The following is a 22,529-nucleotide window of genomic DNA, read 5'->3' as shown; positions in this document are numbered from 1 at the left end:
AAACCTTTTATCGGGGCGCTTTCGGCGCCCCTTTTTTATGCCGATCCCCGCTCAATCAATATCGGCGGCAGGATCACGCTCTGTACCGCCCCCTGCCTGTCCGCCATCCGCTGTAACAGCCGTTGCGCTGCGCTGCGACCGATTTCCCGCGCCGAACTGGTGACAAAAGTCAGCGGTGGATCGGTGAGTTCCGCTTCCGGCACGTCGCCAAATCCTACCAACGCCATCTGCTGTCCATAATAGCTGTCTACTGCGCCCTTACCGATGGTTCTGCCGGTGCGTTGCAGGCCGAAATAGCATCCCAGCGCGACAGAGGCGTTATGGCACAGCACGGCGGTGATAGTGGGATGCTGATGGATCAGCTGCTCGGTCAATGCGGCCACGTCGCGCTGCTGGCGTCCACATTCGACGATCCACTCGCTGCGGAAGGGCAAACCGTATTGCATCAGAGTGGCACAGTAGCCGCCAATGCGCTCCGCGCGGGTGAGTGACGAGCCGGAGCCGCCCAGCCACGCAATGCAGTGATGACCGCGACGGATCAGGTACTCGGTTGCCATTTTCGCAGCGTGCAGGTTATCAGGGCGAATGGTATCCGTCTCATCAAGGCTTGACGCGCGTGACGCGCAGATCAACGCGATCTGCTGCTCGCGTGCTTTACCCACCAGATGGGCCGCGTTTTCCGCGCCGCCGCCCAATACAATCCCCTCCACGCCTTGCGCCACCAAAGAATCAAAGCAGCGATCGATATTCTGACCGTGCGCGCCGCTTTGCGTCAGAAACAGCACCTTGCCCTGCGCTTCCAGCCCTTCGCTGAGTCCGGCGGTCATTTCCGCATAAAAAGGATGGCAGATGTCACGCACGATCAGCCCAATCACGCCGCTTTCACCACCGCGCAGCATGGCCGCCGAACGGTTGCGGACAAATCCCAGCGCTTCAATCGCCTGGTTGACCCGTTCTGCGGTCGCTGTTGAAATACGCCCTTTTCCGGACAGCACCATAGATACAGTAGTGACCGAAACACCCGCCTCGTCAGCAACATCATTGATGGTAATTTTCTTCTGCGACATTTTTTAACCCGTTGCTGGTATCAGCTTTTAGCGCCATGGGTAAAACGTTACACCTTCATGAAATTAAAGAAAACTCTTAAGCGTATCAGGAGTGTGATCGCTCGCGCATTCATGGTCGGTAAAACGTTTTATCATTTTTTACCTCAGCAGTGGCTGAGCATTTTTTTGCCAGGAGAACCTATGTCCGCCACCAAACAGAAAATCACGCTCTGGGAGTTTTTCCAGAGCCTTGGAAAGACCTTTATGTTGCCCGTTGCGCTGCTCTCTTTCTGTGGGATCCTGATGGGGATCGGCAGTTCGCTCAGTAGCCACGATGTGATCACCCTGATCCCTTTCCTGGGGAATACCGTGCTTCAGCTCATTTTTACCTGGATGAGTAAAATGGGGTCATTCGCCTTCAGCTACCTGCCGGTGATGTTTGCCATTGCCATCCCTCTGGGTATGGCGCGGGAAAACAAAGGCGTTGCCGCCTTCTCTGGTTTCGTGGGCTTTGCGGTAATGAATCTGGCGGTAAACTTCTGGCTTAACGCAAAAGGGATTTTACCCACTACCGATGCGGCGATACTGAAAGCCAACAACATCCAGAATATTATCGGCATTCAGTCGATTGATACCGGGATCCTCGGCGCGGTTATCGTCGGCATCATTGTTTTTCTGCTGCATGAGCGTTTTCACACCATCCGCCTGCCGGATGCGCTGGCTTTTTTTGGCGGCACGCGCTTCGTGCCAATCATCACCACGGTGGTGATGGGTCTGGCAGGCCTGGTTATTCCGCTGATCTGGCCATGGTTCGCCGCAGCAATCACCGGTCTGGGCTGGGTCATCAATGGTGCCGGTGATTTTGGCCCGATGATATTTGGCACCGGCGAGCGTTTACTGCTGCCGTTTGGTCTGCAACACATTCTGGTGGCCATTATTCGTTTCACCGATGCGGGCGGCACGATGGACGTTTGCGGTCATACCGTCAGCGGCGCATTAACTATTTTCCAGGCGCAGCTCTCCTGCCCCACTTCCGGCGGCTTTGCCGAAAGCGCGACCCGCTTTTTGTCGCAGGGTAAGATGCCGGCGTTTCTCGGTGGCCTGCCTGGCGCGGCGCTGGCGATGTATCACTGCGCACGGCCTGAAAACCGTCATAAAATTAAGGGACTGCTGATTTCCGGCGTGGTGGCCTGCGTGGTCGGCGGCACCACCGAACCTGTTGAGTTCCTGTTCCTGTTTGTTGCGCCGTTCCTCTATTTGATCCACGCCGTGCTGACCGGGCTGGGCTTTACGGTGATGGCGGTATTGGGCGTCACCATCGGCAACACCGACGGCAACGTGATCGATTTTGTGGTGTTCGGCATCCTGCACGGTTTGCAGACCAAATGGTATCTGGTGCCGGTGGTGGCCGCCATCTGGTTCGTCAGCTACTACCTGATTTTCCGCTTTGCCATTACCCGTTTTAATATTAAAACGCCTGGCCGTGAGCTGGAGAGCGCCAGCGTCGAAAAAACGTTCTCCGCCGCGGTGGCCGGTAAGTCCGGCTACAATACGCCGGCCATTCTGGCAGCGCTGGGCGGTGTGGAAAATATCACCTCGCTGGATAATTGCCTGACGCGCCTGCGCCTGTCGGTCAAAGACATGAGCCTGGTGGATGACGCCGCGCTGAAGTCCAACCGGGTCATTGGCGTGGTTCATCTGAACCAGCACAATCTTCAGGTGGTCATCGGGCCGCAGGTTCAGTCGGTAAAGGATGAGATGGCGAGCATGATGCCCACCGCGTCCGCATGAGGTCAGATCGGGCCGTTCAGGCCCGTTTTTATTGAGGTGACTATGTTTGATTTTGATCGGGTGGTGGATCGCCGCGGTAGCTGGTGCACCCAGTGGGATTTTATCACCGACCGCTTCGGCCACGACGATTTACTGCCCTTCACTATCTCGGATATGGATTTTGCCACCGCGCCGTGCGTGATTGATGCGCTTCAACAGCGCGTCGCGCACGGGGTGTTTGGCTACAGCCGCTGGCAGCATGATGATTTTCTCTCCGCCGTGTGCCACTGGTATCAACACCGCTTCGGGCTGACTGTTGACAGACGGCAGCTTGTTTACGGGCCATCGGTGATCTATATGGTGGCGCAGATGATCCGCCGCTGGTCGTCGCCGGGTGACGGCGTGGTGATCCACACGCCAGCCTACGACGCCTTTTACAAGGTCATTGAAGGCAACCAGCGCACGGTGCGCGCGCTGCCGCTGCATAAGCAGGACGCGACGTGGCGGTGCGATATGGCTGCGCTTGAAGCGCTGCTGGCGCAGCCGCAGTGCAAAATTTTGCTGTTGTGCAGTCCGCATAATCCTACCGGTAAAGTGTGGCGGCGCGAGGAGTTGGCGCAGATGGCGTCACTGTGTCAGCGCTATGACGTGCGGGTGATCAGCGATGAAATTCATATGGATATGGTGACAGGCGCGACGCCGCACACGCCCTGGTCGGCGGTGGCGCACGATCGCTGGGCCTTGTTCACGTCGGCCTCTAAAAGTTTCAATATCCCTGCCCTGACCGGCGCATATGGTTTTATCAGCGATGAGCAGGATCGTCTTGCCTGGTTTCAGGCGTTGAAACAGGCCGATGGTCTGTCGTCCCCGGCCGTCATGGCGGTGGCAGCACATATCGCCGCCTATCGTGAGGGCGAGCGCTGGCTGGATGCATTACGCAGTTACCTGGCCGAAAACCTTCGGCGGGTTGCCGATCGACTGAACAACACTTTTCCCGTTCTCTACTGGGCGCCGCCGGAGGCGACCTATCTGGCGTGGATCGATTTAAGGCCACTACAGATCGATGATGGCCTGTTGCAGCAGAGGCTGATTGAGCAGCAAAAAGTCGCCATCATGCCGGGTGATACCTACGGTGAAGAGGGCCGGGGTTTTCTCCGCCTCAACGTGGGTTGTCCGCGCAGTAAGCTCGATCGCGGGCTGGATGGGCTGATTGCCGCCATTCAGGACTGCCTTGTGCATAAATAAACGGCAGTTAATTGTTATGATGCGCAATTCGCTGGCGGAGTTGCGCAAATTGTTTTTATACTGTTATGCACTTTTATGAAAAATTAACAGAGTGCGCCATCATGATTGATCCTCAGCTTCCCCTTACCGATATCCATCGTCATCTTGACGGCAACATCCGCGCGCAAACCATTCTTGATTTAGGTCGCGAATTTAACCTTACCCTGCCCGCTACCACGCTGGAGACGCTGCGCCCGCATGTCCAGGTGACGAAAAATGAACCGGATCTGGTGAGTTTTTTGCAGAAGCTGGACTGGGGCGTAAAAGTGTTGGCGTCACTGGATGCCTGCCGTCGGATTGCTCAGGAAAACGTTGAGGACGCGGCAAAAGCCGGTATCCACTACGCCGAGTTGCGTTTTTCACCTGGCTATATGGCCATGACCCACTCTTTGCCGATAGCGGGCGTGGTTGAAGCGGTCATTGATGGCGTTCGCGCAGGCTGCCAGCGGTATGATATCGAGGTGCGTTTGATTGGTATTATGAGCCGCACGTTTGGCGAAGACGCCTGTTTGCAGGAGCTGGAGGGTTTACTGGCTCATCGCGATGGCATCACGGCGCTGGATCTGGCGGGCGATGAAATCGGCTTTCCCGGCAGTCAGTTCCTCAGCCACTTTAATCGGGCGCGCGATGCCGGGTTGCACATCACCGTGCACGCCGGCGAAGCCGCCGGCCCGGAGAGCATCTGGCAGGCGATCCGCGAGCTTGGCGCCGAGCGCATCGGTCATGGCGTGAAAGCGGTTGACGATCCGGAACTGATGGATTTCCTTGCGGCGCATCATATCGGTATTGAATCCTGCCTGACCTCGAATATTCAGACCAGCACGGTGTCATCGCTGGCGCACCACCCGCTGGCAACGTTCCTCGAACGTGGAATTCTGGCAACCATCAATACCGACGATCCGGCGGTTCAGGGCATTGAACTGGCGCATGAGTATAACGTCGCCGCACCGCAGGCAGGATTGAGTCAGGCGCAGATCCGCGCGGCGCAGGAAAATGGCCTGAAAATTGCGTTCCTGAGCGATGCCGAAAAGGCCGCCATACGTAAAAAGGTATCGACAAACATTCAGGCGTAACGGGAATAGCAGAGTCATGCACAGCAGGGATGCTGAGGTTCGCGGAGCGCCGCGCTTTATTGCCGTTTCACGTTCCACCCGGAAACGGGCTTTATCCCGTCAATGTTCTCAAGGCTGCTTATCAATGCGTCGGTCAGCATGCGTGCTTTCAGCGGGATAAAACGTCCTGAGGGATATAACGCATACAGCGTGAGAGGCGCCCAACGGTACTGTGGCAACAGGTGAACAAGTGTTCCCTTCTGCAAATGTTCAGCAACCAGCGGTTTCTGGATGCTGCCGATGCCCATGCCTTCTTCCAGTGCGGTGATCAGCGATAAACTGTTATTGGCGCGAAAAACAGTTTTCAGAAGAACCGTTTCTTTACCGTCTGGCCCTTCCAGCGTCAGCGCGTCTCCTTCAGCCAGCCCGCTGTAGCGCACAGAACGATGATCCGCTAAGGTGGACAACGTTGCGGGCGTACCTGCGCCGTGCAGGTAGGCGGGCGCAGCAACCAGCACACGTTCAACTTCCCCCAACTGCCTGATAACCTGATTTTGTCTGACCGGTTTGCCGAGTCTGATTGCCAGATCAATACCTTCACTGACGATGTCTGAAAGACGATCTTCCAGCATTAATTCTACGATCAGCCCGGGATGTTGTTGCTGAAAAGCGATCACTACCGGCGTAATCAGTTTCTGACCGAGCCCGGAAGGCGCCTGTATGCGCAACGTTCCGGTAAGCTGCTGGCGCTGTGTGAACAGGCTGTCTTCTGTTTCAGCCAGTGCATCCAGAACCGGCACAATCTGGTGATAGTAACGTTCGCCAGCCTCTGTGAGGGTGACAGAGCGAGTGGTTCGAAACAGCAGGACGGTGCCGAGCAGCTGCTCAAGGGCGACAATTTGCTGACTGACCGCGGGCTGAGTCAGATTGCGTTCCCTGGCAACTGCCGAAAGATTGCCGGTTTCGGCGACGCGCACGAAAATTTCCATCGCTTTCAGCTTGTTCATGTGCCTGCCCAAAGTTTTTTTTATAAATAATATTAGAAAGCATCCTCTTCTGCCTGAAAAATTTATGGGTCATGCTGCCGTTCGAATCTTACTCAAAGAGAATGACATCGATGAACAATCAACGTGTAGCTGTGGTCGCCGGGGCGAATGGCGTGGCAGGGAATAAGTTAATTGAAGAGCTGGTAGAAACGGGCTGGCAGGTTATTGGGCTGTCGCGCCGTGGCGGCAAAGATCGTCCCGGCGTTCGCTATCTGTCCGTCGATCTCCATGATAAAGCAGCAACGCTTGCGTTGTTAAAACCGCTGGAGGTCACTCATCTTTTTTATACCGCTTATCAGCATGCTGACAGCTGGGCCGGGTTGGTCGAACCCAATCTTCGCATGCTTGACAACGTTTTGACCGCAGCAGAAAACGCCTCGCGGCTTGAGCATGTCAGTCTGATGCAGGGTTACAAAGTTTACGGTGCGCACCTTGGCCCCTTTAAAACGCCCGCACGGGAAAGTGATGAAGGCCATATGCCGCCAGAATTTAATGTGGCGCAGCAGGCATTGATTGAAGATCGACAGGCCGGTAAAAACTGGCACTGGACCGCCCTGCGCCCCAGCGTCGTCGGCGGTATTTCAACGGGAAATCCGATGAATCTGGCGCTCTCGCTGGCGGTGTATGCTTCTCTCTGTAAAGAATTGCATCTGCCCTTTCGTTTTCCGGGTAAACCCGGTGCCTGGACCAGCCTGATCGAAATGACAGACGCAGGGATGCTGGCGAAAGCCACCGTCTGGGCGGCCACCGGGACAGCGGCGAAAAATCAGGCATTTAATGTTAACAATGGCGATCTGTTTCGATGGCAGGAGATGTGGCCAAAGATTGCCGCCTGGTTTGACCTGGCGGTTGCCCCGCCACTGCCGATGTCCCTGAAGGAGGTGATGTCCGATAAAGCGGCATTGTGGCAGGATATTGCCAGCAAACATTCTCTTCAGGAAAACCGCATCGGGCAGCTGGCGGGGTGGGAGTTTGTCGATTTCGTGTTAGGCTGGGACTACGATATGTTTGCTGACGGGAGCAAGCTGAGACGCGCCGGGTTTCATCATTATTGTGAAACTGAACAGATGTTTTATCGGCTGTTTACACAATTTCGACAACTACGGCTTATTCCCTGAATTGACAGCGTCCCCACGCACATGTGCAGCACCGGCATTGAGAAGCCATTCGCAGGCGCGAATGGCTTCTCTGTCGTAACTTGCGCGCCGGAGCGCAACGCCCCGCGTTTTACTTCATGGAAAGCGTCTGGCGTTTCTCGGCGGACTGCATACCTAACTCGATAAGCTCCATAACCTGAATCGCTTCTTCCGCCGTCACCGGGTTGCTACCTTCGCCATTAATCGCATCGCGCACGCCCGCATAATAAGCCGGATAATTACCCGGCATGGTCGGCAGGGTCTGAGCGGCGATCCTGTCGCCCTCCGCCAGCGTCAATACGCCATCGCGCTTGTCCTCGCCCCAGTTAGCCTGCGGAGGACGCGCGCCAGCCTTCAGTGCGTCTTCCTGCGGATCAAGGCCGAACTTCACAAAGCTGCCGCGCGTGCCGTGCACCTGATAGCGTGCCGATTCGGCAGCCACCAGCATACTGCCGTGCAGCACCACGCGGCGCTGCGGATAGGTCAGCACCGCGTGAAAATAGTCGGTGGTTTGCGCGCCGGGACGCAGTTCCGCCAGATCAACGTTGATCGCCACAGGCGAGCCAAACAGTTGAAGCGCCTGATCGATAACATGCGGCCCCAGATCGTACCAGATACCGCTCCCGGCGCCCTTCTGCTCGCGCCAGCGGTTGCGAACTTCAGGCCGGAAGCGATCGAAATGCGATTCAAAATAACGCACTTCGCCCAGCGCGCCGTCCGCCAGCAGCGTCTTCAGCGTCAGGAAATCACTGTCCCAGCGGCGGTTATGAAACACCGACAGCAGCAACCCTTTGGATTTTGCCAGCATATCCAGTTCACGCGCCTGTGACAGTGTCACGGTGAACGGTTTATCAACGACCACGTGTTTTCCCGCATTCAGCGCGGCTTTTGCCAGCGGAAAATGGGTGTCATTGGGGGTGGGGATAACAATTAACTGAAGCGAGGGATCGGCAAAGAGAGCCTGAGGATCGCTGACTACCTGTGTTTCCGGCCAGTCGGCATGCACCTTGCCTGCATCGCTGCTCGATACGGCCGCCAGCGTCATGCCTTCAGTGCCGACAATCAGTGGCGCATGAAATGTTTTACTGGCGAAGCCGTAACCGACCAGCCCAACACGAATTTTTTCGCTCATTTGCACTCCTTTTATCTCAGACCCTGTTGATTTAAGACCATCGACAGGCTGTGAACAAGGGAGATTTCGCTGAAATGCTTATTCATTCGCACTTCGCGGTAATTCCCACATCTCAAGCGCCACCAGCGCGTCATGCGCGTCAAGCGAGCGGCGGCGAAAATCGCTGGGGCTGACGCCAACCCGCTTGCGAAACACGCGCGAGAAGTAGAGCTGATCGTCGTAACCGACCAGCCGACCGACGGTGGCGATGGGTTCCTGGGTGGTTTGCAACAAAAGCCGGGCGCGAATAATGCGCTGATCCTCTCGCCAGCGCAGCAGATTCACGCCCATCTGTTCGCGGAAAAGATGCGCCAGACGCGAAGGTGAAAGACAGACGTGATTCGCCACGTCATCAATCTTCACCTCGCCCGCCAGGTTGCCGGTGATAAACTGGCACGCTTCGATCACCCGCGCATCGCGAATTTTCTGATGGCTGCGCGGATCTTCCTCCACCGCGCGCAGCAGCAGCCGCTCCAACAGATTCATCGCCAGCTCCTCCGCAAAGCGGCGGCCGGAGGTGTGGGTCTGCTCGATATTGGCAAAAAGACGGTCAAACTCGCCGCGTAGCCGCTCCGGCAGCCGCAGCCGTCCGACCCCATGTTTTTCCTCCTCCCACGCCAGCCAGTCGCTCCAGTAAGCGCGCGGGCGGAAGTAGATCCAGCGGTGGTGCCAGCAGTCGCTGCCGGGCGAACGTCCGTAAAAATGAGGCGTTTGCGGCGGAAAAAGCAGCAAATCTCCTGGTTCGCAGTCAAACGCGCGCTCGCCGCTGAACACCTGCCCCCGGCCCGCCGTGGTCAGATTAATGATATAGCCCTTCATGCCGCCAGGGCGGTCGATAAAGAAGTCCAGCGAATCCCCTGCGCCAATCGGCGTCAGGCCCGCCACCAGCCAGGCATTAAACGGATAGCCGGGCAGCAGCGGATTGGGCTGGGTAACGGGCGCCAAACGATGATACATAACCGCCTCCGGGTCAGGCCGTTTTCGCTTTCTGTTTGTAACGGTCGAAAATAACTGCCGCTAACAATATCAAACCGCGCACGACATACTGTGAAAAAGGCGAGATATTGAGAAGATTCATCGCATTCTCTACCGTCCCCAGGATCAGCACGCCCGCCACCACATAGGAAATTTTACCGATGCCACCCTTCAGTGAGACGCCGCCCAGCACGCAGGCTGAAATCACAATCAGCTCGTAGCCCAGCGAGGTCATCGGCTGGCCGCTGGTCATGCGTGATGCCAGAATAATGCCTGCGGCGGCGGAAACCAGCCCGGAAAGGATGAAAATGATGATGCGCGTCCGTACCACCGGCACGCCAGCCAGTCTGGCCGCCTCTTCATTGCCGCCGATGGCCAGCGTATTGCGCCCGAAGGTGGTTCTGTTCAACAGAAAACCAAAAATCACCATGGTGGCGAGCGTCAGCCAGACCGGCGCAGGCACGCCGAGCCAGTTGGTGTAGCCCAGCGCGAAAAAGCGCTCGTCTTCAATACCGACCGCTTTGCCATCGGAAAAAATATAGGCCAGACCGCGCACGATCTGCATGGTCGCCAGCGTGGTGATCAGCGCATTGATCTTCAGTCTGGCGATAACAAATCCGTTGACGAAACCGCAGGCAACGCCCAGTAGCAGACCGGCCGCAATGCCAATCCACAGGCTTTCGGTCATGTTGATAACCACTGCCGTGGTAACGCCCGCGCAGGCGATGACAGAGGCCACCGAGAGATCAAAGTCGCCCGACGCCAGGCAAAACAGCATGCCACAGGCCACCATGCCGGACATGGACATCGCCAGCCCCAGCCCTTTCATATTGATAAGCGTACCAAAGTTAGGCACGAAAACGGTGCAGCCGATAAACAGCACGGCAAAGACCACCAGCATGCCAAAGTTATCCCAGATACGGCCGGGGTTAAAACGATGGCGTGAAGGTGCCGCCGGCGTGGTTGTTGAGGTTGACATCTTTTTACTCCCTGGATCAGGCCACAACTGCGGCACGTTGCGTTGTTTTCGGCATGGCCAGGCCCAGCGTCAGCGCTTCGGTGGCCTGGTCATGGCTCAGTTCTCCGGCGATGGCGCCTTCGCGCATCACCACTATTCTGTCCGCCAGCCCCATCACTTCCGGCAGGTCGCTGGAGGCGAAAAGTACGGCAATGCCCTTCTCTGCCAGTGCGTAGATCAGGCTGTAGATCTCATTTTTCGCGCCCACATCGATACCGCGCGTGGGTTCATCCAGCAGAATGACCTTCATCTCCTCCGACAGCCAGCGGCCAAGGATCGCCTTCTGCTGGTTGCCGCCGGAAAGATGCATAATCAGCTGATCGGCAGACGGCGTTTTGATATTCAACGAGCGAATATGTGAGGCGGCGTTCTGGTCTTCCCATTTGTTGTCGATCAGGCAGCCCGCGCTGACATTGTTGCGCCGCGCGCTGATGTTGATGTTGTCGCGTACCGAGTGAACGGGAATGATGCCGTCCGCTTTGCGATCTTCCGGACAGAGCAGAATACCGGCGCGAATGGCGTCGCCTGGTTCGCGAATGGTCAGCGGCTGCCCGTCAAGACGCAGTTCGCCGCCGGTCAGCCTGGTGGCGCCGAACAGCCCTTTCATCAGTTCGCTGCGTCCCGCGCCGACCAGCCCGAACAGGCCAACAATTTCCCCCGCGCGCACGCTGAGCGAGATCGGCTTACGTACCCCTTTCGCCTGCACGTCGTTCAGCGCCAGACGAACCTCGCCGATCGGACGTGGCGAATAACCATAAATATCGCCAATTTCACGGCCTACCATGGCCTGCACCAGATCATCATGGCTGGTCGTGGCAACGTCGTTGAACGTGCGGACGTAGCGCCCGTCTTTAAATACGGTAATGGCATCGCTCAGCGCAAAGATCTCCTCCATGCGGTGCGAGACATACAGCACCACGCGGCCGTGGTCGCGTAACTGGCGGATCACCCGGAACAGATGTTCAATTTCACGGGCGGAGAGCGAGCTGGTGGGTTCGTCAAAGGCGATGACTTTGGCGTTTCGCGCCAGCGCCTTGGCGATCTCCACCATCTGCCACTGCCCCAGCGACAGCGCCTTCAGCGGCGTATCGGGATCGATATCCATCCCCAGATTTTTTAACTGCTCGCCCGCCTCATAACGCAAAAGCGAACGATTAACCAGGCCGCCGCGCTGCGGTAACTGGCCCAGATAGATATTTTCTGCCACCGACATTTCGGGGATCAGGTGCAGTTCCTGATAAATAATGGCCACCCCGGCATCGAGCGCTGCGGTGGTATGCGTAAAACGAACCGGCTCGCCGCGCAGCACGATCTCGCCGCTGGTGGGCTGATAACTGCCGCTGAGGATCTTTAACAGCGTCGATTTGCCCGCGCCGTTTTCTCCCATCAGCGCATGGATCTGTCCGGCAGCGCAGTCAAAGCTGATATCTGAAAGCGCCTTCACGCCGGGAAAGGTTTTGCTGATACCGCGAAAGCTGAGATAGGCGGATTGCATGCTCATGTTTCACTCCTGCAAAGGTTACCGTACCCGCTGCGGAGCCAACGGTTATCGGCTCCGCCCGCATCTGCCTGATTACTTCAGTCCCTTTTTCTCCAGCTCGGTTTTGAAATTTTCGCGGGTGATCAGCACCACATCGGTCACTTCGGTAAACTTCGGCGGTTCAGCGTCTTTGGTCACCCAGTTGTAGAGCATCTGGATACTTTTATAGCCATGCACGTCCGGGCTTGGCAGCAGCGAACCGAAGAAACCGGTGGCCTGACCTTTGGAGAGTTCGCTTACCGCATCCACGCCGTTGATGCCGATACCGATCACGTCTGGCGCTTTGAAGCCTTGCCCTTCCGTGGCGCGCACGCCGCCCAGCACGGTGTTGTCATTCATGCCCAGCACCAGCCAGTGTTTGACCTCCGGGTGCTGAACCAGCAGAGAGTTGCCCGCATCAAAAGCGCCGGGAATATCGTTGGATTTGGTCGGCACCTTATAGATTTGCGCCGCCGGGAAACCTGCCGCCTTCAGCGCATCCATTGAGCCGGTGGTGCGGCGGCGCGCGGTATCCAGCTCATCGGCGGTGATCGCCATCACGCCGGTCTCTTTTGCATCCCAGCCGCGCTTTTGCATCTCTTTATAGAGCTCCTGCCCCTGACGTTCGCCGATTTTGGTTGCCGCCATCATCACCAGCGGCACGCTGTCCATCGGCTTACCTTTGGCGGTCACAAACTGATCGTCAACGGCAATCACCTTCAGATCATAGCTGCGCGCCTTGGCGACGATTGCCGATCCCAGTTTTGGATCGGGCGTGCAGATAACAAAACCTTTTGCGCCACTGGCCGCCAGGCTGTCGATGGCATTAAGGGTTTTCTCACCGTCCGGCACGGCAATTTTGATCACCTCAAAGCCCAGCTCTTTCCCGGCCTTGTCGGCGAATTTCCATTCGGTCTGAAACCAGGGTTCTTCCGGCTGTTTAACCAGAAAACCGAGCTTCATGGTGTCGGCCATAGCCGAATGTGACATAACGGCAGCGAGGCCAACGGCGGCCAGCGCGTGGGTAATTTTGTGCATAAGGCTCTCCGGCAAAGTCGACCGCTTTTTGCGGCCTGTTGTAACGTTTATCGTCTTGACGCGGCCCGGTGAAGGGCTTCAAACGGCCAGTGTTTCGGTTGATACAGGGGTAAAGCAACCGACGAGCGGTAGTTTTAGCGGTAACTGAACATTAAAAGGGAGAGCATTATCACACCCTGAAACTACAGCCATTTTGTCCATAGATTCAGCAAAATTAACCTTTTTGCAACATTTGAAGCCGGTCACAGAATAGGGGGAGACGGCAGAAAAGTGCATATCTGTAGCGACCTTAGCCTAACGCCCGATGACACAGCTTCTTAGGGTATTCAGACCGTGGAACGAGCGTCTGGAGAAAAGATATGCAGAGGGGTGCCATTACACTAGGTCTCGATTTTGGCAGTGATTCCGTGCGCGCGCTGGCGGTGGACTGTGCCACCGGGCAGGAACTGTTTAAGCAGGTGGTTGCTTATCCACGCTGGCAGCAGGGTAAATATTGTCAAAGTCGCCTGAATCAGTTTCGCCATCATCCACAGGACTATATCGACGCGCTGACGCAGGCCATCAGTGACGTTGTCACACAAATGACGCCTGAACAACGCCAGCAGGTGGTGGGCATTGGCGTTGATTCGACGGGCTCGACGCCCGCCCCTATCGATCGCGACGGCAAGGTGCTGGCGCTGCGGCCCGAATTCGCGGAAAACCCCAACGCAATGTTTGTGCTGTGGAAAGATCATACCGCCATTCAGGAAGCCGAAGAGATCACTGCGCTTTGCCAGGGCGGCCAGTTTCCTGACTATTCACGCTATATCGGCGGCATCTATTCGTCAGAGTGGTTTTGGGCAAAAATTCTGCACGTCAGCCGGGAAGATGCCGCCGTGCGCGAGGCCGCCGTTTCATGGATAGAGCTGTGCGACTGGGTGCCCGCCCTGCTGAGCGGCACCACTGCGCCCGCTGCCGTGCGTCGCGGACGCTGCGCGGCCGGACACAAATCGTTATGGCATCCCGACTGGCAGGGCCTGCCCGATAAAGCCTTTTTGCAGGCGCTTGATCCGCTCCTGACGGAACAGCTTGACTGCCCGCTCTTTCACGATACCTGGACGGCGGACGTGCCGGTTGGCGCACTCACCGACGAGTGGGCCGTTCGGCTTGGCTTACCTGCCGGGGTGAAAATCGCGGGCGGCGCGTTTGACTGTCATATGGGCGCGGTCGGCGCCGGTGCCGGGCGCTACACGCTGGTAAAAGTGATTGGCACCTCAACCTGCGACATTCTGATCGCTGACGCAGACCGGGTCGGCGACGCCGCTATTGGCGGCATTTGTGGTCAGGTGGACGGCAGCGTGGTGCCTGGCGCGATTGGCCTTGAAGCGGGCCAGTCGGCCTTTGGCGATATGTATGCCTGGTTCAGCCGCCTGCTCGGCTGGCCGCTGGCGCAGGCCGCAGAAAAACATCCGCACCTGCGCGCCGATCTGGCGGAAATTCAGGGCACGCTGCTCAACGATCTCACTCAGGCATGGGCCGTCGATCCGCAGCTGGATCATCTGCCGGTGGTGCTGGACTGGTTCAACGGCCGCCGTACGCCTTATGCCAATCAGCGCCTGAAAGGCGTCATCGCCGATCTCAACCTTGGCACCGATGCGGCCACGCTGTTTGGCGGTTTCATTGCCGCCACCGCCTTTGGCGCGCGCGCCATTATGGAGTGTTTTGAAGAGCAGGCGATCCCGGTGGAAAACGTGCTGGCGCTCGGCGGCATTGCCCGCAAATCGCCGGCCATTATGCAGGTGTGTTGCGATGTGATGAACCGTCCGCTGGAGATTGTCGCCTCGGACGAGTGCTGCGCGCTGGGTGCGGCGATTTTTGCCGCCGTTGCCGCGGGGGTTTATACCGATGTTCCTGTCGCACAGAGCAAGATGGCCAGCCCGATTGAGGTCACCCTTCAGCCCGATGCCAGCCGCGTTGCGCGTTTCCGGCAGCTTTATCAACGATACCTTCAGTGGTGTGATGCGGCCGAGCCGCAATACGCCGCCCGGCAGTTTACCGATCAAGGAGAATACGATGTCCCAGCTTAAGGTCTGGTTTGTTATTGGCACGCAGCATCTGTACGGCGCGGAAACGCTGCGTCAGGTTGAGCAGCACGCGCAGCAGGTGGTCGACGGGCTGAATCGCGACGGTCAACTGCCGTTCGTGCTGACGCTGAAGCCGCTGGTGAAAAGCCCTGACGAGGCGCTGGCGCTGTGCCGCGCAGCGAACCACGCGCAGGATTGTCTGGGCCTGATCGCCTGGCTGCATACGTTTTCGCCGGCAAAAATGTGGATCGGCGGCCTGTCGGTTCTTCATAAGCCGCTGCTGCAATTTCATACCCAGTTCAATGCTGAAATCCCGTGGGACAGCATGGATATGGATTTTATGAACCTGAATCAGACCGCGCACGGCGGACGCGAGTTCGGTTTTATTAGTGCGCGGATGCGTTTGCCGCACAGCGTGATCACCGGCCACTGGCAGGACAAAACCGCACAGATGCGCATCGGCAAATGGATGCGCGCGGCGGCGGCGAAACAGGCCAGCCAGCAGCTAAAAGTGGCGCGTTTTGGCGACAACATGCGTGAAGTGGCGGTGACCGAAGGCGATAAGGTGGCGGCGCAGATCCAGTTTGGCTATGCGGTGAACGGCTGGGGCGTCGGCGATCTGGTTGAGGTGATCAATCAGGTCAGCGATGGTGATGTGAATACGCTGATCGATGAATATGAAAGCCTGTATGAATTTACCGCCGCCGCCGCTGTTAACGGTGAAAAGCGCCAGAACGTGCTCGATGCGGCGCGCATTGAACTGGGCATTACGCGCTTTTTACAGGCTGAAGGCTGCATGGCGTTTACCACCAACTTCCAGACGCTGCACGGTATGACGCAGCTTCCGGGGCTGGCGGTTCAGCGCCTGATGCAGCAGGGATACGGCTTCGCCGGTGAAGGCGACTGGAAAACCGCCGCGCTGCTGCATATTTTCAAAGTGATGGCGACCGGGCTGCCGGGCGGTACGTCGTTTATGGAAGATTACACCTATCACTTTTCGCCGGACAACGAGTTAGTGTTGGGTTCGCACATGCTTGAAGTGTGTCCCAGCATCGCTAAAGAGTCACGCCCGCTGATTGATGTGCAGTTCCTTGGCATTGGCGGCAAGGCCGATCCGGCGAGGCTGATATTCTCCGCCCCTGCCGGGCGCGCGGTCAACGCCAGCGTGATTGATATGGGCGACAGGTTCCGCCTGCTGGTGAACGTTGTCGACGCCATCGAACAGCCGCAACCGCTGCCAAAACTGCCGGTAGCGCGCGCATTGTGGCGAGCCCAACCGTCACTGAATACCGCATCTGAGGCGTGGATTCTGGGCGGCGGCGCGCATCATACCGTGTTCAGCCAGGCGCTCACGGTCGACGATATGCGGCAGTACGGCGAGATGCACGGCATTGAGGTGTTGGTGATTGATGAAGAGACCACGCTGCATGGCTTCCGCGACGCACTGCGCTGGAACGAAGCGTATTACCGGCTGAATCAGCGTTAGGAATGGGATAGCGGCTGAGGCGTCATTGATATTTTAAAACATACAGGCAAGGAGGCACATGGAGGTGCCAGCCGGCGCGCCAGGGACGGCTCCATGCCGTATCTGTAATGCGCATGTTTTTTTCCAAAACGGGGCGCCGGGAATGAAGCCGCCGCCCTGTTCACCTCACTCCTCCGTCACCGCAATCCTTTTCACCGGCGCGTTTTGCTGGCGATCCCACATTACTGTTAACAGACGCTGAAGCGCGATAAAAGCAAATAACAAAATACCGATAGCGATTTTTGTCCACCACGAACTCAGCGTGCCGTCAAAGTTGATCCATGTCTGGATCAATCCCTGAATCAGTACGCCAAACAGCGTGCCAAGCACGGTGCCGACGCCGCCGGAAAGCAGCGTGCCGCCAATCACTACCGAAGCGATGGCATCCAGCTCCACGCCCATCCCCGCCAGCGCATAGCCCGCCGAGGTATAAATTGAAAAAACGATACCGGCCAGGGTAGCCAGCGCCGACGACAGCATATAAATCCGCACCGTCGTGCTGCGCGTCGAAATGCCCATTAACTGCGCAGACGTCACGTTGCCGCCAATTGCGTAAACCTGATTACCAAAGCGGCTGCGGTGCGCCAGAATAATGCCCATCACCACCACCAACAGCATCACCAGCGCCAGCAGACTGAGCCGTCCGCCGCCGGGGATCTTCCACGCCATGCTGGAAAGCGTGGCATAAAGCGGATGGTCAACCGGTATTGAACTTTCCGCAATCAAATAGCTGCTGCCGCGCAGAAAAAACATACCGGCCAGCGTGATGATAAACGCCGGGATCTTCAGCGCATCGATCAACCAGCCCATCAGCGCGCCAAAGGCCGACCCCATCACCATCACCAGCCCAAACGCCAGCCACGGATTGAGATGAAAATCACCCATCGCCCGCGCCAGAAATACGCCGGTGAAGGCAATTACCGCCCCCACTGAGAGATCGATACCGCCGGAGAGGATCACAAACGTCATGCCAACGGCAATAATACCGAGGAATGCGTTATCGGTCAGAATGTTGGCGATAACGCGCGTAGAGGCGAAACCGGGAAACTGCGACAGGCAAAAAAGATAACCGGCCACAAACACCAGCAGCGTAATGATGAGCGGTAAATGTCGTTTAACCACCGTGGCGCCCTCTTTTAAACAGTTGAATAAAGCGCGGAGACTGAATCAGCAGCACCGCCATCACCACCACCGCTTTCACCACCTGGTTCAGTTCCGGCGGAAAACCCGACAGCAAAATACCGGTATTCATCGCCTGAATGATCAGCGCGCCGGTCAGCGAAAGCAGCAGGTTGAACCGCCCGCCCATCAGCGATGCGCCGCCAATTACCACCGCCAGAATCGCATCCAGCTCCAGCCATAATCCGGCGTTGTTGGCATCGGCACCGCGAATATCGGCAGCAACGATCAGACCAGCCACCGCCGCGCACAAGCCGCTCAGCACATAGGTAGTCATCACTACCAGCCAGCCGTTTACCCCGGCATTTCGCGCCGCGCGGAGGTTAATTCCCACCGCTTCAATAAACATGCCCAGCGCCGTTTTGCGGGTCAGCAGCCAGACCAGCAGCGCCATCAGCAACGTTATCCATACCGGAACAGGAAACAGCAACAGCGTGCCGCTGCCGATTTTTGCCAGCGACTCGCTGTCAAAAGTGACAATCTGTCCCTGGGTAATCAACTGTGCGATCCCGCGTCCGGCGACCATCAAAATCAGCGTCGCCACAAAAGGTTGGATCTTCAGCAATGCCACCAGAATGCCGTTCCACAATCCGCACAGCAGCCCGCTCGCCAGGGTAACTATGATAATCACCGCCAGCGAGTGTCCGGCCACCGTCAGCGTGGCGGCGGTCGCACCGGCGATCGCCATCACGGCACCGACGGAAAGATCGATACCGCCGGTGGCGATCACCAGCGTCATACCGATAGCCAGCAGCGCAACCGGCGCGGCGCGATTGAGAATATCAATCGGGCTGCCAAACAGCCTGCCGTCCTGAAGATGGATAGCGAAAAAATTGTTCGCTACCAGGCTGTCCACAATCAGCACCAGCGCGAGCGCGGCGAGTTGCGGAATACCCGGCGGCAGCCTGCGTTTTAACATCGGCGGTTTCCCCGCAGTCAGAGGTGATTCAGACATGCTGGCCGCCTCCCTCGGCAATCGCGTTGACGATTGACGAAACGGAAAGCTGTTCCAGCGGAATTTCCGCAACCTGTTCGCGGTCCCGGAGGATCAGCACGCGATCCGCATAACCGACCAGCTCTTCCAGTTCGGAAGAGATAACCAACAGCGCCAGCCCGTCGGCGCACAGAGACTCAATAAGACGAATAATTTCCGCATGGGCGCCGACGTCAATACCGCGGGTAGGTTCATCAAGGATCAGAAACTGTGGCCGCGTCACCAGCCAGCGCGACAGCAGCACCTTCTGCTGATTACCGCCCGATAACAACTCAACCGGCTGTTCCGCGTGCGGCGTGCGGATGCCAAGGCTTTTAATAAAACGTTCGGCAATCTGCTGCTGCTCGCGCCGCGCAATCGGCCTCAGCCAGCCGCGCTGTGCCTGAAGCGCCAGAATGATGTTCTCCCGCACCGAAGCGGCGCCAATGATGCCGTCGGTTTTACGATCTTCCGGGCAGAACCCCATGCCAAGACGTGACGCCTGCGCGGGCGTGCGGATGGTGCGTTTTTTGCCTTTGATAAAGGCGCTGCCGCTGTCGGCGCGACGAATGCCAAACAGCAGCTCGGCGGTCTCGGTTCGGCCGGAGCCTAACAGCCCTGCCAGCCCAACCGCTTCGCCCGGCCGGACGCTGAGGCTGAACGGTGCCAGCGTGCCCTTCTTGCCATACTCTTTAAATTCCACCACCGGCTGGTTGCTTTTCAGCGTGCTGCCTGCGCGCTGTAGCGCCGTTTCCAGCAGATCGCGCCCTAACATCAGCTTTATCAACGCCAACTGCGACAGCGCGCGCGTGTCGTGCGTGGCGACAAACTGCCCGTTACGTAACACGGTGATGCGATCGCTTACTTTATAAACCTGATCGAGAAAATGCGTGACGAAAATCAGGCTCATTCCGCGCGCTTTAAGCTGATTCATCAGGGTAAACAACATCCCGACTTCGCTGGCGTCAAGGCTGGCGGTCGGCTCATCAAGGATCAATACCTTTGCGGAGAGATCCACCGCGCGGCAGATGGCGATAATCTGCTGCATCGCCACGGAAAACTGGCCGAGCGGGCGCGTAACGTCAAGATCGAACCCGTAACGGTTAAGCAGCCGCTGCGCATCGCGTACCAGCGCGCCGCGATCGATAAAACCAAACCGGCGGGGTTCACGGCCAATAAACAGATTGTCGGCAACCGACATATTGGGCAGCAGGTTTACCTCCTGATAAACGGTGCCGATGCCCATCTCCTGCGCTTCGGCGGTGTTGCGTGGCGCGATAGCTCGCCCTTCAAGCTCAATGGTGCCGCCGTCGCGCTGGTAAACGCCCGTTAACACCTTGATCAAGGTAGATTTTCCGGCTCCGTTTTCACCCAGCAGCGCCATGATCTCGCCGGGGCGAATATCGAAAGAGACGTTATCCAGCGCCTTCACGCCGGGAAAGGTTTTACTGACGCCGCGAATGGTGAGCAGCGTTGGAGGAGAAGTTGTCGGGTCAGTCATACGGCTTTGCCTCAACCATAAAAAGAGCCGCCCGATAAACAGGCGGCGCCGGGGTTAGTAACCCATGCCTTTTTTCTTGTCTAACTGAGACTGCGCGTCGGCTGAGAGAAAGAGTTTTGACTCGGTTTTGATGATTTTTGGCGGCATGGTGCCGTCTTTCTTAAACTTAGCCAGCGCGTCAAAAGCCGGGCCTGCCATATCTGGCGTCAGCTCAACGTTGGCGTTCGCCTCGCCTGCCAGCATCGCTTTATAAATATCCGGTACGCCATCAATTGAACCGGTCAGAATATCTTTGCCGGGCTTCAGACCCGCTTCTTTAATGGCCTGAATAGCACCAATCGCCATGTCATCGTTATGGGCGTACACCATGCAGATATTTTTGCCGTTGTTTTCCGCTTTGATAAAGCTTTCCATCACCTCTTTACCCTTACTGCGGGTAAAATCGCCGGACTGGGAACGAACAATTTTAATGCCCGGCGCATCCTTAATGGCGTCGGCGAAGCCTTTCTTACGATCGATCGCCACACTGGCGCCCACGGTGCCCTGAAGCTCCACAACGTTACACGGCTTGCCGTTTTTCTCCTTCACCAGCCAGTCGCCGATCAACTTACCTTCATAGACGTTATCCGCCGTCACCACCGCCATATAGAGCGACTTGTCTTTGACCACAATGGCGCGATCCAGCAGGAAAACCGGGATTTTAGCGTCTTTCGCTTCTTCAAGTACCGGCTCCCACCCCGTTTGCACCACCGGCGCGATAAAGATAGCGTCCACGCCCTGAGCAATAAACGAGCGCACCGCCTTGATTTGGTTCTCCTGCTTCTGCTGTCCGTCGGCAATTTTCAGCGTAATGCCGCGCTTTTGCGCTTCGCTTTTCGCAACGCTGGTTTCGGCCGCTCGCCAGCCAGACTCCGAACCCACCTGTGAAAAGCCAACCGTCATGGATTCAGCCATCGCGGCGCCGGAGAGGCTGGCGCTGATGAGAGTGGTTAAAAGTAAACGCTTCCACATGATATATTTTCCTCTGAGGGGAGATTATTGTTCAGGGTTTAAGGCTCTCAAAGCCTGGACTATCTGACGGGAAACATTTTGGACAATGCTCACAAAATACAACAATTAAAGGAGGTTACGTCGCACAGAACCACCGCGCAGACTCCACGACGCAAGGACAAAACGGCTGAACGCGCAAGGCGACATGTTAAATAAGTGTAATAAAGATAAGCGCTTAACTCAGTACGCTATGGAAGCGATTACAACATCCTGTTCAATTCTGCTATTCATCACCTTCACGACGCATACAGAATTAGTTTTGGAAAATGTGACCAATAACACAGGACGGAGATCGAATAAGGTTCCAGCCGCCGCCGCTTTTAAGAATCTGCCTCTACGCGCTAGTCTGAATTCGTGCGAAAGCGGCCTCAACGCTATGGACAGGGTGTCGCTGAACTTTATACTTGGTGCCTCTCAATACTCACCTGACAGCCAACATTACAGTTCAAGAATATCTGCTGAAATTTCGTAGAGTAAGTTCGCTGGAAAGCCTCGAAAAACTGTTCGACCACCTCAATTATTCGCTCACTGACAGCAAAGAAATTATTAATATGTATCGCGCTGCCGATCATCGTCGCGCCGAACTGGCGTCCGGTGGCCGCCTGTTTGACGTCGGTTGCGTGCCGAAAACCGTCTGGCGCTATGTGATTTAGAATTCCTGCCCATTCCCTGTATAATCCTTTTCCTTATCGTGCGTGACGCGTTTGGGCAACGTTTTAAAAGGATTATCTGTGACTGTAGAATCTAAACCGCGCATTGGCGGACTGCTGCTGGTGCCGCTGGCCTGGCTGCTGATGACCATGCTGACCAGCGCGCTGGTGCTCGCGATGTATCTGAGCGCCCTCTTTGATCCGGCGCTGCGCGAAGCGCTGGTCACCAATACGCAGGCTTTTATGCTTCAGTGGAGCCTTTCGCTGCTGACCTCGCTGCTGGTATGGATCTACAGCATTTGGGTGACCTGGCTCTTCTTTAAACGATCTCGTCGGCTGCCACGCCATTACATTATCTGGCTGCTGCTGACGGTGCTGTTGGCGATCAAATCCTTTGCTTTTTCGCCGGTCAGCGATGACGCGGCTATTCGCACCCTGCTGATAGCGCTGCTGGCGGCGGCCTTCCTCGCCCCCTGGTTCCGGCGTTCAGAGCGCGTAAAACGCACCTTTATCGAGCCCTGACGCAGAAAAAA

General features: G+C 57.0%; 19 protein-coding genes. 8 read left to right on the top strand and 11 right to left on the bottom strand.

The genetic code is table 11. The annotated features are described in order from the left end of the window. Positions 1-35: 35 nt before the first annotated feature. On the bottom strand, positions 36-1,067 hold the full coding sequence (locus tag FA91_RS08775) for a Mal regulon transcriptional regulator MalI (protein ID WP_034914688.1): 1,032 nt from the start codon (positions 1,065-1,067) through the stop codon (positions 36-38). A gap of 180 nt (positions 1,068-1,247) precedes the next feature. Here FA91_RS08775 and malX point away from each other — a divergent pair, with 180 nt between their 5' ends. The 3 genes from malX to add all read left to right on the top strand — a co-directional run bounded on the left by malX (position 1,248) and on the right by add (position 5,173). After that, complete coding sequence (gene malX / locus FA91_RS08770) at positions 1,248-2,837, top strand: maltose/glucose-specific PTS transporter subunit IIBC (protein WP_034919132.1); 1,590 nt, start codon at positions 1,248-1,250, stop codon at positions 2,835-2,837. Positions 2,838-2,879: 42 nt separating this feature from the next. After that, positions 2,880-4,061 carry a MalY/PatB family protein gene (locus FA91_RS08765; protein WP_034914686.1) on the top strand — a complete coding sequence of 394 codons (1,182 nt, stop codon included), beginning with the start codon at positions 2,880-2,882 and terminating at the stop codon, positions 4,059-4,061. 101 nt (positions 4,062-4,162) lie between these two features. After that, positions 4,163-5,173, top strand: coding sequence for an adenosine deaminase (gene add, locus FA91_RS08760; RefSeq protein ID WP_034919129.1), 1,011 nt, complete (start codon positions 4,163-4,165; stop codon positions 5,171-5,173). Between the two features lie 56 nt (positions 5,174-5,229). On the opposite strand, the gene FA91_RS08755 is transcribed toward add, so the two are convergent. Then, positions 5,230-6,159 (bottom strand): LysR family transcriptional regulator, encoded by a 930-nt coding sequence (locus FA91_RS08755; RefSeq protein ID WP_034914683.1) that lies wholly within the window; start codon positions 6,157-6,159, stop codon positions 5,230-5,232. 110 nt (positions 6,160-6,269) lie between these two features. Between FA91_RS08755 and FA91_RS08750 the strand changes: the two genes are divergently transcribed. Beyond that, on the top strand, positions 6,270-7,316 hold the full coding sequence (locus FA91_RS08750) for an SDR family oxidoreductase (protein WP_034914680.1): 1,047 nt from the start codon (positions 6,270-6,272) through the stop codon (positions 7,314-7,316). A gap of 109 nt (positions 7,317-7,425) precedes the next feature. On the opposite strand, the gene FA91_RS08745 is transcribed toward FA91_RS08750, so the two are convergent. From FA91_RS08745 to FA91_RS08725, 5 genes are all read right to left on the bottom strand, one after another. Next, positions 7,426-8,466, bottom strand: a complete 1,041-nt coding sequence (locus FA91_RS08745) for an oxidoreductase (protein ID WP_034914678.1) — start codon at positions 8,464-8,466, stop codon at positions 7,426-7,428. Between the two features lie 78 nt (positions 8,467-8,544). Continuing rightward, positions 8,545-9,462, bottom strand: a complete 918-nt coding sequence (gene araC / locus FA91_RS08740; protein WP_034914676.1) for an arabinose operon transcriptional regulator AraC — start codon at positions 9,460-9,462, stop codon at positions 8,545-8,547. A 13-nt stretch (positions 9,463-9,475) separates the two neighbouring features. Continuing rightward, on the bottom strand, positions 9,476-10,459 hold the full coding sequence (araH, locus tag FA91_RS08735) for an L-arabinose ABC transporter permease AraH (protein WP_034914667.1): 984 nt from the start codon (positions 10,457-10,459) through the stop codon (positions 9,476-9,478). Positions 10,460-10,475: 16 nt separating this feature from the next. Beyond that, complete coding sequence (araG, locus tag FA91_RS08730) at positions 10,476-11,999, bottom strand: L-arabinose ABC transporter ATP-binding protein AraG (RefSeq protein WP_034914665.1); 1,524 nt, start codon at positions 11,997-11,999, stop codon at positions 10,476-10,478. 72 nt (positions 12,000-12,071) lie between these two features. Further along, complete coding sequence (locus FA91_RS08725; protein WP_034914663.1) at positions 12,072-13,055, bottom strand: arabinose ABC transporter substrate-binding protein; 984 nt, start codon at positions 13,053-13,055, stop codon at positions 12,072-12,074. Positions 13,056-13,414: 359 nt separating this feature from the next. Here FA91_RS08725 and FA91_RS08720 point away from each other — a divergent pair, with 359 nt between their 5' ends. Beyond that, complete coding sequence (locus tag FA91_RS08720; RefSeq protein WP_034914660.1) at positions 13,415-15,121, top strand: ribulokinase; 1,707 nt, start codon at positions 13,415-13,417, stop codon at positions 15,119-15,121. Continuing rightward, on the top strand, positions 15,108-16,604 hold the full coding sequence (gene araA / locus FA91_RS08715; RefSeq protein ID WP_034914657.1) for an L-arabinose isomerase: 1,497 nt from the start codon (positions 15,108-15,110) through the stop codon (positions 16,602-16,604). The genes FA91_RS08720 and araA overlap by 14 nt, the downstream gene beginning before the upstream one ends. A gap of 165 nt (positions 16,605-16,769) precedes the next feature. Here the strand turns inward: araA and yjfF are convergent, their stop codons facing one another. From yjfF to ytfQ, 4 genes are read right to left on the bottom strand one after another with little or no spacing between them, the layout of a single operon-like run. Beyond that, a complete protein-coding gene (gene yjfF / locus FA91_RS08710; protein WP_034914656.1) occupies positions 16,770-17,765 on the bottom strand; it encodes a galactofuranose ABC transporter, permease protein YjfF in 996 nt (331 codons plus the stop codon). Further along, on the bottom strand, positions 17,758-18,777 hold the full coding sequence (gene ytfT / locus FA91_RS08705; protein ID WP_034914654.1) for a galactofuranose ABC transporter, ATP-binding protein YtfT: 1,020 nt from the start codon (positions 18,775-18,777) through the stop codon (positions 17,758-17,760). The genes yjfF and ytfT overlap by 8 nt, the downstream gene beginning before the upstream one ends. Further along, positions 18,770-20,296 carry a sugar ABC transporter ATP-binding protein gene (locus FA91_RS08700; protein ID WP_034914652.1) on the bottom strand — a complete coding sequence of 509 codons (1,527 nt, stop codon included), beginning with the start codon at positions 20,294-20,296 and terminating at the stop codon, positions 18,770-18,772. Before FA91_RS08700 ends, ytfT begins: the two co-directional genes overlap by 8 nt. Before the next feature lie 54 nt (positions 20,297-20,350). After that, entirely contained in the window at positions 20,351-21,307 is a 957-nt protein-coding gene (gene ytfQ / locus FA91_RS08695) for a galactofuranose ABC transporter, galactofuranose-binding protein YtfQ (RefSeq protein WP_034914651.1), read from the bottom strand. A 476-nt stretch (positions 21,308-21,783) separates the two neighbouring features. Between ytfQ and ydgT the strand changes: the two genes are divergently transcribed. Then, on the top strand, positions 21,784-21,999 hold the full coding sequence (gene ydgT / locus FA91_RS08690; protein WP_034919127.1) for a transcription modulator YdgT: 216 nt from the start codon (positions 21,784-21,786) through the stop codon (positions 21,997-21,999). A gap of 78 nt (positions 22,000-22,077) precedes the next feature. Further along, the gene (locus tag FA91_RS08685) at positions 22,078-22,518 is read left to right on the top strand and encodes a DUF2569 domain-containing protein (RefSeq protein ID WP_034914649.1); all 441 of its coding nucleotides are present in this window, start codon (positions 22,078-22,080) and stop codon (positions 22,516-22,518) included. Positions 22,519-22,529: the final 11 nt, after the last annotated feature.

Origin of the sequence: Erwinia sp. 9145 (genome assembly GCF_000745075.1) — a bacterium.
In the GTDB taxonomy this organism is placed as follows: Bacteria; Pseudomonadota; Gammaproteobacteria; order Enterobacterales; family Enterobacteriaceae; genus Erwinia; species Erwinia oleae.
This window is presented reverse-complemented; position numbering and strand designations above follow the sequence as displayed.

Coding starts and splice junctions, on each gene's coding strand:
- araH (WP_034914667.1), bottom strand. CDS start 10,459: ATGTCAACCTCAACAACCACGCCGGCGGCACCTTCACGCCATCGTTTT.
- araG (WP_034914665.1), bottom strand. CDS start 11,999: ATGAGCATGCAATCCGCCTATCTCAGCTTTCGCGGTATCAGCAAAACC.
- FA91_RS08745 (WP_034914678.1), bottom strand. CDS start 8,466: ATGAGCGAAAAAATTCGTGTTGGGCTGGTCGGTTACGGCTTCGCCAGT.
- ytfT (WP_034914654.1), bottom strand. CDS start 18,777: ATGTCTGAATCACCTCTGACTGCGGGGAAACCGCCGATGTTAAAACGC.
- FA91_RS08720 (WP_034914660.1), top strand. CDS start 13,415: ATGCAGAGGGGTGCCATTACACTAGGTCTCGATTTTGGCAGTGATTCC.
- araC (WP_034914676.1), bottom strand. CDS start 9,462: ATGTATCATCGTTTGGCGCCCGTTACCCAGCCCAATCCGCTGCTGCCC.
- FA91_RS08700 (WP_034914652.1), bottom strand. CDS start 20,296: ATGACTGACCCGACAACTTCTCCTCCAACGCTGCTCACCATTCGCGGC.
- add (WP_034919129.1), top strand. CDS start 4,163: ATGATTGATCCTCAGCTTCCCCTTACCGATATCCATCGTCATCTTGAC.
- FA91_RS08765 (WP_034914686.1), top strand. CDS start 2,880: ATGTTTGATTTTGATCGGGTGGTGGATCGCCGCGGTAGCTGGTGCACC.
- FA91_RS08750 (WP_034914680.1), top strand. CDS start 6,270: ATGAACAATCAACGTGTAGCTGTGGTCGCCGGGGCGAATGGCGTGGCA.
- malX (WP_034919132.1), top strand. CDS start 1,248: ATGTCCGCCACCAAACAGAAAATCACGCTCTGGGAGTTTTTCCAGAGC.
- araA (WP_034914657.1), top strand. CDS start 15,108: ATGTCCCAGCTTAAGGTCTGGTTTGTTATTGGCACGCAGCATCTGTAC.
- FA91_RS08775 (WP_034914688.1), bottom strand. CDS start 1,067: ATGTCGCAGAAGAAAATTACCATCAATGATGTTGCTGACGAGGCGGGT.
- ytfQ (WP_034914651.1), bottom strand. CDS start 21,307: ATGTGGAAGCGTTTACTTTTAACCACTCTCATCAGCGCCAGCCTCTCC.
- FA91_RS08725 (WP_034914663.1), bottom strand. CDS start 13,055: ATGCACAAAATTACCCACGCGCTGGCCGCCGTTGGCCTCGCTGCCGTT.
- FA91_RS08755 (WP_034914683.1), bottom strand. CDS start 6,159: ATGAACAAGCTGAAAGCGATGGAAATTTTCGTGCGCGTCGCCGAAACC.